The organism is Pedobacter sp. UC225_61, from assembly GCF_044452285.1.
Taxonomy (GTDB): Bacteria; Bacteroidota; Bacteroidia; order Sphingobacteriales; family Sphingobacteriaceae; genus Pedobacter.
Genome location: NZ_JBIOAL010000001.1, coordinates 3,640,849 through 3,653,094, shown reverse-complemented (window position 1 = coordinate 3,653,094; position 12,246 = coordinate 3,640,849). Strand labels below are relative to the sequence as shown.

11 protein-coding genes are annotated in these 12,246 nt (G+C 32.2%); 4 read left to right on the top strand and 7 right to left on the bottom strand.

Annotation, left to right across the window (positions count from 1 at the left end):
• Window positions 1–20: 20 nt before the first annotated feature.
• Complete coding sequence (locus tag ACHMWN_RS16640; protein WP_397303415.1) at window positions 21–1,274, bottom strand: anthranilate synthase component I family protein; 1,254 nt, start codon at window positions 1,272–1,274, stop codon at window positions 21–23.
• A gap of 79 nt (window positions 1,275–1,353) precedes the next feature.
• Between ACHMWN_RS16640 and ACHMWN_RS16635 the strand changes: the two genes are divergently transcribed.
• Entirely contained in the window at window positions 1,354–1,950 is a 597-nt protein-coding gene (locus tag ACHMWN_RS16635; RefSeq protein WP_397303413.1) for a tetratricopeptide repeat protein, read from the top strand.
• A 3-nt stretch (window positions 1,951–1,953) separates the two neighbouring features.
• Here the strand turns inward: ACHMWN_RS16635 and ACHMWN_RS16630 are convergent, their stop codons facing one another.
• The 4 genes from ACHMWN_RS16630 to ACHMWN_RS16615 all read right to left on the bottom strand — a co-directional run bounded on the left by ACHMWN_RS16630 (window position 1,954) and on the right by ACHMWN_RS16615 (window position 8,344).
• Complete coding sequence (locus ACHMWN_RS16630; protein ID WP_397303411.1) at window positions 1,954–4,053, bottom strand: response regulator; 2,100 nt, start codon at window positions 4,051–4,053, stop codon at window positions 1,954–1,956.
• Between the two features lie 148 nt (window positions 4,054–4,201).
• Window positions 4,202–5,479 (bottom strand): adenylosuccinate synthase, encoded by a 1,278-nt coding sequence (locus ACHMWN_RS16625; protein ID WP_397303409.1) that lies wholly within the window; start codon window positions 5,477–5,479, stop codon window positions 4,202–4,204.
• A 37-nt stretch (window positions 5,480–5,516) separates the two neighbouring features.
• Entirely contained in the window at window positions 5,517–6,011 is a 495-nt protein-coding gene (locus ACHMWN_RS16620) for a Fur family transcriptional regulator (protein ID WP_397303407.1), read from the bottom strand.
• A 119-nt stretch (window positions 6,012–6,130) separates the two neighbouring features.
• On the bottom strand, window positions 6,131–8,344 hold the full coding sequence (locus ACHMWN_RS16615) for a RelA/SpoT family protein (protein ID WP_397303406.1): 2,214 nt from the start codon (window positions 8,342–8,344) through the stop codon (window positions 6,131–6,133).
• Between the two features lie 109 nt (window positions 8,345–8,453).
• Between ACHMWN_RS16615 and ACHMWN_RS16610 the strand changes: the two genes are divergently transcribed.
• From ACHMWN_RS16610 to bshB1, 3 genes are read left to right on the top strand one after another with little or no spacing between them, the layout of a single operon-like run.
• Entirely contained in the window at window positions 8,454–9,071 is a 618-nt protein-coding gene (locus ACHMWN_RS16610; RefSeq protein ID WP_397303404.1) for a DUF4294 domain-containing protein, read from the top strand.
• A 5-nt stretch (window positions 9,072–9,076) separates the two neighbouring features.
• Window positions 9,077–9,583: a glutathione peroxidase gene (locus ACHMWN_RS16605; RefSeq protein WP_397303402.1), complete on the top strand. Its 507-nt coding sequence runs from the start codon at window positions 9,077–9,079 to the stop codon at window positions 9,581–9,583.
• A 1-nt stretch (window position 9,584) separates the two neighbouring features.
• A complete protein-coding gene (gene bshB1 / locus ACHMWN_RS16600; protein ID WP_397303400.1) occupies window positions 9,585–10,301 on the top strand; it encodes a bacillithiol biosynthesis deacetylase BshB1 in 717 nt (238 codons plus the stop codon).
• A gap of 37 nt (window positions 10,302–10,338) precedes the next feature.
• Here bshB1 and ACHMWN_RS16595 read toward each other — a convergent pair whose 3' ends face one another.
• Both ACHMWN_RS16595 and lat read right to left on the bottom strand, forming a co-directional pair.
• Window positions 10,339–10,716 (bottom strand): hypothetical protein, encoded by a 378-nt coding sequence (locus ACHMWN_RS16595; RefSeq protein ID WP_397303397.1) that lies wholly within the window; start codon window positions 10,714–10,716, stop codon window positions 10,339–10,341.
• A 158-nt stretch (window positions 10,717–10,874) separates the two neighbouring features.
• Complete coding sequence (gene lat / locus ACHMWN_RS16590; RefSeq protein WP_397303394.1) at window positions 10,875–12,206, bottom strand: L-lysine 6-transaminase; 1,332 nt, start codon at window positions 12,204–12,206, stop codon at window positions 10,875–10,877.
• Window positions 12,207–12,246: the final 40 nt, after the last annotated feature.

Below are 12,246 nucleotides of genomic sequence, written 5' to 3'. Positions count from 1 at the left end.
AGAAAGAAATTTCTCCTTTTTTATCGCCCTAATACTTTCAAAATAGCTGAAGCTTTTAACAAACACTCTTCATATTCAGCTTCCGAATCTGCTGCGTAAGTTATAGCTCCGCCAACTTGAAATGATAGATAGTGCTCTTTTTGATTGTATAAAATGCTGCGGATAATAACATTAAAATCAAAATCCCCGGTTGGACTAATGCAACCAAAAGATCCTGAGAAAGCACCTCTTTTGCTTTTTTCATAAACATCTATTAACTCCATCGCTTTTATTTTTGGAGCACCTGTCATTGATCCCATTGGGAATGTATTTTTAATGGCATCAATAAAATGAATGGTTGGGTTAATTTCGCAGCTAATAGTAGATATCATTTGATGAACTTGAGGGAAAGTGTAAATGCCAAATAGTTCATCAACTTTAACGCTTCCAGCAACAGCACTTTTGGTTAAATCATTACGGACTAAATCTACAATCATTACATTTTCAGATTGCTCTTTAATGCTTGATTTTAAAGCAATTTTAATCTGTTCATCTTGAACAGGATTTTTGCTTCTTTTTGCAGTGCCTTTTATAGGTTGAGAAATTAAACGATTATTACGTTTGCATAAAAAACGTTCTGGTGTTGCCGATAAAATATATTGATGATTAATTTTGAAAAACCCTGCAAATGGAGTAGGAGATAATATATTCAATTCATTGTAAACTTCAAGTGCAATTATTTCTGCATGGTTTGCAAAAAACTCCTGACAAAAATTGACTTCGTAAATATCACCTCGTTTAATGTGAGTTTTTAATTTTTCTACTGTGTTGATATATGCTTCTTTATCGAATTTACTTTCGATTTTTAAGTTGGGTTTTGTTGTTGAATGATTAAGCTCAATCTGATCAATTGTTTCAATAATTGAAGGATTTCCTTTGATTACTTTAATTTGCTCACCTTGCAAAGCGATTATATAGGTGGGTATAAAGAAAAATAAATCTGGGAAATTTAACTGATCTGTGTGTCGAGAGCTTAAATCTTCAACTTCATTTTTAAGTTCATAGCTCAATAACCCGAACATCCAATCTTTATGTTCTTCATAAAAAGAATGAAGTTTATCAAAAGCATTTCCAGCGTTTACTTCTAAAGTTTGTTCACTTCCAATAGCAATTAAGCAGTCGTATTGCGTATAAGGGTCGCTATATTTATTAGAATCTAAACAACAACACACTTCAAATGAAGCTGCCCATTGCAAGGCTTTTTGTTTAAATGCATTAATCTCAGCGTTGTTCATTTATTAGGTGTAAAGTTAATTAAATGTTTATTTTTTATATCTTACAAATGCATTTATATATTTATCAATTTTTAATTCTATGAAAAAAGTCTACCTAGTATTTTGTTTATTATGTATCAGTTATTTCTCTTTGTTTGCTCAATCTAAATCAATCAAAGAAGCATATTCAGATTTTACCGTTAATAGAACAAACCCAGTTACAGCGAAAATTATTGCGAAAACATTGACATTATATAAAAGAACTGATGAATTAACTACAAAGCAAATAACTAGTTTGGCTTATCATTTAGGAAAAATGTATGAGGAAACAGAAAATCCTAATGAAGCAATTGTATACTATGAGCAATCGTTAAAAGGAGAACCTAATTATTTTGTTCCGTATAGAGCATTAGGCTTTATTTATTTAAACAAGTCGAGAGTTTTTGCTGACCAAATGAGAGCTGCAAACCAAGCAAAAGATGCAGTTGCTTATGCCAAAGCCCGAGAGGAATACAAGTTGGTGATGTTAAAGTCGATCCCACATTTAGAAAAATATCAGGCTTGCGAACCAGATGATGAAACTTTAGCGATTATTACCAGTTTTTATAAATTTATAAAGGATACACAAAGCCTCACCTCAATGGAAGCTCGATTAGTGTTATCAGAAAAATGTGTGAGCTTGTTAGATGATGAGTAATATTTAGCTGAAAATCGAATTTAATAAATAAAATATTTCGTTCTTGTTTAGCGGTTTGGAAATGTAATTTGTAAATCCTGCATTTATAATTTTCTCTTTATCTTCGAATGAAGAATAAGCGGTATTTGCAATTATTGGTAGATTCTTATTAAACTGCCTTATTAATTCTAAGGCTTCAAAACCATTCATAATAGGCATTTTAATATCCATAAAGATTAGATTAATATTGGTATTATTTTTACAAATTTCAACAGCTTCTTTCCCATTTACTGCTCTTAAAATTTTATAATTTTTGGATTGAAGTATTTTTTGAATCAATAAAAAGTTAATATCATCATCTTCAGCAATCAGAATTGTTTCATTCTCAGCTTTGCTTAATTTGTAAGTGTCTTGTACGAAATCTACATCTATTAATGTTTCTTCATATATTAATGGAATGGAAATAGAAAATGTTGAACCAATTCCTGGTGTTGACTTCACATTAATAGATCCACCTAATAATTCTACATAAGCTTTTGTAATTGATAATCCTAAACCTAATCCTGATATTTCTATAGAGAATTCATCTTCAACTCGTCTAAATCTATCAAATATGATTTTTACATTTTTTTCATCAATACCCAAACCTGAATCCTCTACCCATATTTCTAAAATTTTGTCATCTTCATTTACTTTATAACCGATAGATACATATCCTTTTTTGGTAAACTTGATTGCATTTGTAATCAAATTTGTTAAAATCTGGGTTAGCTTAATTTCATCTGTAAGAATTTTTTGTTTTAAAGGTGATGTACTTTGATGAATTAAAAATTCAATTCTTTTTTCTTCTGGAATAGTTATTTTAATGGCACGATGTAATTCAGAAATACATTTATCTAAATCTAAAGATTGATAATTTGGAGCGATTTGCTTTGAATCAATCTTAGACATTTCTATTAAATCTTCAATAATTGAAATCAAGTTCTTTCCGTTATTTCTAATTATTTTTAAGTAATCCGTTTTATCCTTTTCGCTCAAATTAGTATCATGAAGTAGGTCACTAAAACCCATAATGGCATTCATCGGTGTTCTAATTTCATGGGATAAATTTGCTAAGAATGATGATTTTAGCATGTCACTTTCTTCTGCCTTTTCTTTGGCTATTTCTAATTGTTTTCTTTGCTTGTTATTTTCCTCAAAGAGATTTCCAATATGTTTAAACTCTCCATGTGCATTTTTTAAGCCTGTTATAGAATTTTCATTTTCTTTTTCTAACGTATTGGTGATGAGTTTTAAAGGTTTATAAATCCACCTTCTGTAGTAATAAAAGTAAATTAAGAAGTTTAAAATAGTAGCAATAATTATAATGAAGAGGATTTTTTTTGTGTTATAAAAATTTAAATTAAATGGTCTTTCAAAGTTTACATTAGCGATGGTATCATTCTTCCAGTCATTTAAATTTAAACTTACTTCTATAGAATTTTCATCAGTTGGAACGTGATAATTTGTATCAGTTATTTTAATTGTGGAGCTAGATATTTTCCCTAGATTCTGAACGAATTTTTGATTTAAAAGTCGAGCCATAAAGAAATAACCTGATGGTTTTGATTTATTCTTTTTAGGATCATTTGATGGATGTATGGTAGCTCCAAAGATTTCAACAACTCCTTCAGGTACTTTCATATAAAATCGAACCAACTTCGATTTATAAAGAGTTGGCATAATTTGCTTTGGAATAAAATCTATTGTTTTTAGCTTAGAAGATGTAGTTTTATTTAGCAATTCTTGGTTTAAACCAAAAATGCCTATGTAATCTACTTCGTAAGTCGGGAACTCTTTTTCAATATAATCCTTATACCATTTTTCATTTTTGGTTTTCGTAAAGTCCACTAACTCATCCCAAAAAGTAACATCTATAATTGCAGCAATATGTGTTTTAGAATTTAACTCAAAAATGGAATTAGCTTCATTTTGATACTCTTTATAAGCAGATTTATAAACTTCTTTTTCTTGTTTTTTAGTATACGAATATAAAAATATAAAAAGCAAGAAAAATAAAGCTGTTGTGCTTATTATCAGCATGAGCAAGCGATAATAAGTATTCAGGCTTGAGAAAAATCGCATTAATTTAGTTTAGGTTTTGACTGCAAAAAAATAAATATAATAGATAATATGTTAAATATATATAAATGAGATTTATATTCCAGTTATAACAAAAAAAAATCCCATTGAGTTTTGATTCAATGGGATTCCTCGTGAAAGAATTTTATTGTTATCTCAATGTTAGCGTTTGTGTTCTATCTGGTCCAACAGAAAGATATTTAATTGGTACTTCTAGTTCTTTTTCTAAAAATGCGATATAATCAGCCAGTTGACTAGGAACTTGATCAAGTGAAGTGATCTTTGTTAAATCTGTTTTCCAACCTTCTATAGCTTTTAAAACTGGTTTTGGTTGAATAGAAATAATGTCATACGGCATATAATCTATTGTCTCCCCATTATGTTCATAATGAGTACATGCATAAATAGTATCAAAACTATCTAAAACATCTGCTTTCATCATAATCAACTCAGTTACTCCATTTAACATAATGGCATATTTTAAGGCTGGTAAGTCAATCCATCCGCATCGGCGAGCTCTGCCTGTAGTTGCACCAAATTCATGACCAATTTGACGTAAATTTTCGCCAACTTCATTATCTAATTCGGTAGGAAATGGACCTCCACCTACACGAGTACAGTACGCTTTAAAAATTCCAAAAACATCGCCAACCTTATTAGGAGCAATCCCTAAACCAGTACAGGCACCTGCCGTAGTTGTATTTGATGAGGTTACGAAAGGGTAGGAGCCGAAATCAACATCAAGCAAGGTTCCTTGTGCACCTTCTGCTAAAACTTTTTTACCTTCTTTTAAATATTGATTAACAAAATGCTCACTATCAACATGTGGTATATTTTTGATGAATTCGATCGCCTCAAAAAATGCAGCTTCTTTTTCTGCTAGGTCATACGCAAATTCGTAATGGGAAAGAATTTCTTTGTGTTTTTCAACTAGTTTATTGTAACGAGCTTTAAAATCAGGTAGTGTCGTATCGCCAACACGTAAACCATTACGGCCAGTTTTATCCATATATGTTGGGCCAATACCTTTTAAAGTTGATCCAATTTTACCGGCACCCATCTTTTGCTCATTTGCTGCATCTAATAATTGATGAGTAGGCAAAATTAAATGTGCTTTACGGGCAATTACTAATTTACCACTAGCCACTGGGTCGTGCCCAGCTTTTTTTAGATTATCTAATTCTCTTTTTAAAATAATTGGGTCAATCACTACACCATTACCAATAAGGTTCATGATACCTTCGTTAAAAATTCCAGAAGGAATAGTGTTTAGTACAAATTTTTTACCGTCGAACTCTAATGTGTGACCAGCATTTGGACCGCCTTGAAAACGGGCTATCATATCGTATTGTGGACTTAAAACATCAACAATTTTTCCTTTACCCTCGTCGCCCCATTGTAGGCCTAGTAGTACGTCTACTTGCGTCATTATTTTAAATTAAAAAATAGAAATTATTATGATTGAATTAGTTAGTTGCATTTAATTTTTGTGTAGCGGTATTTTTAATTGTTGCAGCAGCGCTGCAATCAAAACAAACTCCGTACATATTTAAAGAATGATGTTTAATGTCAAATTTCAGTAAATCACCAACCATGCTTTGAATTTGATGAATACGTGGATCGCAGAATTCTACTACTTTACCACAATCAATGCAAATAACATGATCGTGTTGATGATACCCATAAGATTTTTCGAACTGCGCCATGTTTTTCCCAAACTGGTGTTTGGTCACCAAATCGCATGATACCAATAATTCTAGTGTATTGTAAACCGTAGCTCTACTTACACGATACTTTTGGTTTTTCATGTGGATATAAAGTGTTTCTACATCGAAATGATCATTTCTAGAATAAATTTCTTCTAAAATGGCGAAACGCTCAGGGGTTTTTCTTAAGTTTTTATTTTCGAGATAGGCTTCAAATATTTTTCTAACCAACTCACTAGTATTCTGTTCAGACATAGTTTTAAACTCCTCTCCAAAGGTAGGTAAATGATTACACCGATTAAAATGATTTTACCGATTAATAATTAACAAAGTGTAAAGATTGTTAATACATTTTGCCAATTGGTAAATTCAAGTTACTGTGCATCAAATCGTGTTACTCCAGTTACACCTTTTACTTCTAATAAGTTCTTAATTAAATTATCTAAATGCTCTTTGTCGTTTACGAAAATCATAATTGATCCATCAAAAATACCATCATTTGTATCAACCGTAATCGATCGCATATTTACCTTAAAATCGTTAGAAATAACTTTTGTAATGTTGTTAATTAACCCAACATCGTCAATTCCAATAATATGCAAGCCAGTTAAAAATGTAAGTTCTTGCTGACCGTTCCATTTAGCTTTTACAACTCTATACCCATAATTTGCCATCAGCTGTGCGGCATTAGGACAATTAGTACGGTGAATTTTAATACCTTCATTTACCGTTACAAATCCAAAAACATCATCCCCAGGAATTGGATTACAACAGGCCGCAAGTGTATAATCTATCTTTTGTAAATCTTCGCCTATTAACAAAATATCAGATTCTGGTCCTTTAACTTTGTTTAGTAAAGCTTCAACCTGTTTACCATCGTTTTTATAATCATTACCACGGTTCTCAATCTCCTTTTCACTCGATAGATAATCCTTCAAGTCTTTCAATTCAATTTTTCCATTAGCTATCGCGATAAAAAGATCTTGCGTAGACTGAAGTTTGAAGAAATACGTGAGTTTATTTAAGTTATCTGTATTGTAGGTGATTTTTAAAGATTTCAGTTTACGCTCTAAAGTTTCTTTTCCATTCTCCGCAATTTTCCTTTTCTCTTCTTTTAGAGAGGACTTGATTTTTGATTTAGCTTTCGCAGTAACAACGATATTTAGCCAATCTTCTTTAGGAACTTGCTTGCTTGAAGTAATAATTTCTACCTGATCGCCATTTTGTAATTTATGAGAAAGTGGTACTAATTTGTGATTCACTTTAGCTCCAATACATCTTGCGCCTACATCTGTATGAATTTCAAAAGCAAAATCTAAAGCGGTTGCGCCTAATGGCAATTGTAGTAAAGCTCCTTTTGGGGTAAAAATGAAAATCTCATCAGAAAAGAGATTCATTTTAAAATCATCTAGAAAATCAAGTGCATTAGCTTCCGGATTACTTAGCATTTCTCTAACTTTTTGAATCCACTGATCTAATCCATTATCGTTACTCGATTCTTTATATTTCCAATGTGCAGCAAAACCTTTTTCTGCAATTTCATTCATCCGTTGTGTACGAATTTGTACTTCAACCCATTGTCCTTTTGGACCCATTACAGTTGTATGTAATGATTCATAACCATTTCCTTTTGGGGATGAAACCCAATCGCGTAAACGATCTGGATTTGGACGATATAAATCGGTTACAATTGAATAAGCCTTCCAACAATCTGCTTTTTCATGTTCAGGTGCACTGTCTAAAATAATTCGGATAGCGAAAAGATCATATACCTCTTCAAAAGGAATATTTTTCTTTTTCATTTTATTCCATATCGAATGGATAGACTTTGGCCTACCATAAATATTTGCTACCAATCCTTGCTCGGCTAAAATTTCACTAACAGGTTCTACGAAGGTTTTAATGAATAAATTTCGCTCTGCCTTTTTTTCGTTTAACTGAGTAGCTATGTATTTGTAGGTATCAGGTTCAAGATACTTCATCGATAAATCTTCCAATTCAGATTTAATCGCGTACAAGCCTAATCGGTGCGCAAGAGGGGCGTATAAATAAATAGTTTCTGAAGCGATTTTAAGCTGCTTTTGTCTTGGCATAAAATCCATGGTACGCATGTTGTGCAGGCGATCAGCTAGTTTAATTAAGATTACACGAACGTCATCCGCTAAGGTTAAGAGCATTTTTCTAAAATTCTCTGCCTGCAATGAACTGTTGTAATCGAAAACGCCAGATATTTTAGTTAACCCATCTATAATTTTAGCAGTTTTTTTACCAAACTCACGTTCTATATCATCTAATGTAATATCTGTATCCTCAACAACATCATGCAATAAAGCACATACAATGGATGTTGTTCCCAACCCAATTTCTTCTGCAGCAATTTGGGCAACGGCTATAGGATGATAGATATAAGGTTCACCTGATTTCCGACGCATATCCTTATGGCTTTCCAATGCCATTTCGAAAGCTTTCCTGATTTCTTTCTTATCTCCTTTTTGTAATGTAGATTTAGAAGCACGCAAAAGGGCCCGATACCTTTTTAAAATTTCTTGCTTTTCCGCCTCAATATCAATCACTAAAGTGCTCTTCATTTGTATTTTCTAGGTAAAATTGTAGTAATTTAAGCTATAAAAGATTATATTCGATTGTAGATAAAACGAATATATAAAATTAGCTTTAACTTTGTATAGGCATAAATTTATGAAATATTATCGTCTCTTTATTCTGTTTATTGTCATCATTGCTTCAAATGCGGTAAAAGCACAAGAAAGTAATGCAGGTGCAATTTGGCCTGTACTTGGAAAAAACGATACTATCCGAGTGGCAGCTACAAATGATAATGGCTACATGATACCGTGGATTGGCTTAAATGAAGTTGTTATAAATGGTAAGCGAATTTGGCATTCTGCAGAAGAACAAGCTGCTTTTAATAGGTTAAGATATAATGTGTTAAAAGTAATGCCTTATGCATTATATGCTAAAAGAAGATACGAAAAGTTAGAAATCGATTTAGCAACGGTACCAGATAAAAAAGATCAAAAGAAATTGGTAAAAGAATGTGATAATGAAATTAAAAACATGTTTAATACCGAAATAAAAGAGCTGACCATTACTCAAGGTCAGATTTTAACCAAACTGATAGATCGTGAGCTTGGACGTACAACTTATGACATTGTTAAGCAAACAAAAGGTGGCTTTGCTGCGTTTTCCTACCAACTAGTAGCTAGGGTAGTTGGACATAATTTAAAAAACACCTACGATCCTGTTCAAGATAGAGACATTGAATCCATCATTGTCAATTCTGGTTATTATCAATAATTAAAATGAATTCAACTCAAACCATCTATCCATTTAAAGCAAAATTATTAAGTGGAAAGGAAAAAACCTTGTCTGATTATAAAGGCAAAGTGTTACTAGTTGTGAATACGGCTTCTGGTTGTAGCTTTACTCCTCAATTAAAAGAATTACAAGAACTTAGAGATAAATATGCAGACCAAGGATTTGAAATTTTAGGTTTTCCATCAAACGATTTCGGTAGACAAGAACCTTTAGATGGTGCAGCTATTAATGAGTTTTGCGAGGTAAATTACGGAGTTAAGTTTCCAGTTTTTGAAAAGATAATGGTAAGAGGAAGTCAAGCTCACCCGTTGTTTAAGTTTTTAAGTGAAAAGAAACTAAATGGACATATTAACTCTTCTCCAAAATGGAACTTTCATAAATATTTAATTAATAAAAATGGCGAAGTTGTAGATTATTTTTATTCGTTCACAAAGCCAAATTCTTCAAAAGTTAAAAAGAAAATTCAGTACCTACTGGATGAAAATAAATAAAATGAAGTTAGATATACTTGTTTTTGCTGTACATCCTGATGATGCGGAATTAGGGTGTTCTGGAACTATTTTAAAGCATATTGCCTTAGGTAAAAAAGTAGGAATTGTTGATTTTACACGTGGTGAATTAGGTACAAGAGGTACTGCAGAAACACGTGATGAAGAAGCAGCAAACTCTGCAAAAATTTTAGGATTGCATGCTCGTGAAAACCTGAAATTTAGAGATGGTTTTTTCAAGAATGACGAAGAGCATCAGCTTGAAATCATAAAAATGGTGCGCAAATATCAACCAGAAATCATTTTAACCAATGCTTTGCATGATCGTCACCCAGACCATGGTAGAGCAGGAGATTTAACAAATGATGCTATCTTTTTATCAGGATTAATTAAAATTGAAACTACACTTGATGGGGTTGTGCAAGAAGCTTGGCGCCCTAGATTAATCTTGCAATACATACAAGATCGATACATTAAACCCGATATTATTGTTGATATTACTGAGTTTATGGAGCAAAAAGAAAAAGCAATTAGAGCTTTTAAAACACAATTTGATAGCTCAGATAAACATGCTCCACAAACTTATATTTCTTCACCAGAATTTTTAGAAGCAGTATTTGGTAGAGCAATGGAATTTGGTAAAAATATTGGCGCTAAGTATGGAGAAGGTTTTACGTGTAGAAAACTTTTGGGTGTAGATAATCTATTTGATCTTAAATAGTATATAACAGTATTCCTTTTGATAAACGTTTATAGAGTTATTTGAAAGGTTTTTTTATTAAACCAACGTTTCCCATTGCGCTTTTTTCGTATAGTGCAAAGCAAGATGAGTTGTACTTAGCATCAAAATTTACATCACCTGGATTTAGTGTTGATGGAACGTCACTTCCTTCTATAAAGAAATAAACCTTTGTATTGCCATATTTTGTATGTGGTTTAAAGTTTCCATAATCAATTAGCTGAGCTTTGGTTGTATCTTTTACTGTAACTGCATAGATACGTTGAATTGGGCCAGTATTATTTTCATTTCTATAAGAAACCACCTCTTTAAAACCACCTTTTAAATCTTCGATGCTAGACTGCGAGAAGGTGTCCTTTAAAATCCATATTAAAACAATTAAAACTATGGCTATCAAAATATGCTTTGCTTTTTATTTTTCATTCGTCAAAATTTATGGTTGCAAGATAAAAGTATCAATCAATTTATAAGTCTGACTTAAGTTATAAAAGCATTTAAAAAATTAAACCTGCTTAATTTTGGTTAAGCAGGTCTATTTAAAGAATATTTTTTTACTTAAAGATTAGGTAAAATCTTCTCCATTACTTCCATTCCTTCGTCAATATGTTTTTTCTCAATACATAAAGCAGGACGGAAACGAATAGTTTGATTGCCACAACCTAAAAACATAACGTTATTTTCAATTCCTTTTTGAATAAAAGCATTACGCATATCTTTTGTTGGGAAATCGAAAGCGGCTAATAATCCTCGCCCACGAACATTACTCATTTTATCGTGTTTTTGTGCTAATTTACTTAGGTTTTCAATCAAATATTGCCCTACTTCTGTGGCATTTTGACAAAGCTGATCTTCCTGTACAATATTTAAAATCTGCGTTGAGCGAACCATATCTACTAAATTACCTCCCCACGTAGAGTTGATACGAGAGGGTACATTAAATACATTGCCTTCTACTTCTTCTACTTTCTTACCCACCAAAATACCACAAACTTGCATCTTTTTGCCAAATGCAACAATATCTGGACGAGCTTGTTCACTAAAATGTTCGTGACACCAAAACTTACCTGTTAATCCTACACCAGTTTGCACTTCATCGTAAATTAAAAATGCTTCATTTTCATCTGCCAGTTGGCGAAGCTGAATTAAAAACTCTTCACGTAAATGATTATCACCACCTTCTGATTGAATTGGCTCTACAATAATTGCACAAATATCATCCTTATGAGTAGCAAAAGCCTGTTTAATTTGAACAATAGAAGCCTCTTCTGATTCTATTGCAGTAGCTAAGTTTCCATCAACCAAAGGGAATTTTACTTGTGGAACGGATACTCTTGGCCAATCGAACTTAGCAAACCATTTCGTTTTATCTGGTAGTGTATTTGTTAAACTTAAGGTATAGCCTGTACGACCGTGAAACGCTTTCTCGAAGTGTAATACTTTAAATCCTTTTTCTTCTTTGTATCCTTTAGCAAAGTTTTTTTGAACTTTCCAATCCATTGCCACTTTAAGTGCATTTTCTACAGCTAAACCTCCGCCAGCAATAAAAAAAGCATGTGGCAAATAATCTGGAATACCAACTTCTCCAAAGGTTTTTACAAATTGCGCATATTGTTGTGTATAAACATCAGAATTAGATGGATTAGCCATTGCTGCCAATAACAAACTGTGTTTAAAAGCTTCGTCGTTAATCATTTTTGGGTGGTTGTAGCCCAACGGCACTGAAGCAAAGCAAGTAAAGAAATCTAATAATCTGCGGTTGTATTTAGAGTCGTAAATATAAGCGCCATTACTTTTTTCCATATCATAGGTCAAGTCGAAACCATCCGCTAAAATATGTTGTTGCAAAGTTTGATTTACTTGATCTGGTGCTACACTAAGTTGATACATAAAATTTATAGTTTTGGTATGTTCAAAAGTAATAAAATGT

What these genes read in the sequence shown, in the direction of transcription:
- ACHMWN_RS16640 (WP_397303415.1), bottom strand. Translation starts at nt 1,274, where the DNA reads ATGAACAACGCTGAGATTAATGCATTTAAACAAAAAGCCTTGCAATGG.
- ACHMWN_RS16635 (WP_397303413.1), top strand. Translation starts at nt 1,354, where the DNA reads ATGAAAAAAGTCTACCTAGTATTTTGTTTATTATGTATCAGTTATTTC.
- ACHMWN_RS16630 (WP_397303411.1), bottom strand. Translation starts at nt 4,053, where the DNA reads ATGCGATTTTTCTCAAGCCTGAATACTTATTATCGCTTGCTCATGCTG.
- ACHMWN_RS16625 (WP_397303409.1), bottom strand. Translation starts at nt 5,479, where the DNA reads ATGACGCAAGTAGACGTACTACTAGGCCTACAATGGGGCGACGAGGGT.
- ACHMWN_RS16620 (WP_397303407.1), bottom strand. Translation starts at nt 6,011, where the DNA reads ATGTCTGAACAGAATACTAGTGAGTTGGTTAGAAAAATATTTGAAGCC.
- ACHMWN_RS16615 (WP_397303406.1), bottom strand. Translation starts at nt 8,344, where the DNA reads ATGAAGAGCACTTTAGTGATTGATATTGAGGCGGAAAAGCAAGAAATT.
- ACHMWN_RS16610 (WP_397303404.1), top strand. Translation starts at nt 8,454, where the DNA reads ATGAAATATTATCGTCTCTTTATTCTGTTTATTGTCATCATTGCTTCA.
- ACHMWN_RS16605 (WP_397303402.1), top strand. Translation starts at nt 9,077, where the DNA reads ATGAATTCAACTCAAACCATCTATCCATTTAAAGCAAAATTATTAAGT.
- bshB1 (WP_397303400.1), top strand. Translation starts at nt 9,585, where the DNA reads ATGAAGTTAGATATACTTGTTTTTGCTGTACATCCTGATGATGCGGAA.
- lat (WP_397303394.1), bottom strand. Translation starts at nt 12,206, where the DNA reads ATGTATCAACTTAGTGTAGCACCAGATCAAGTAAATCAAACTTTGCAA.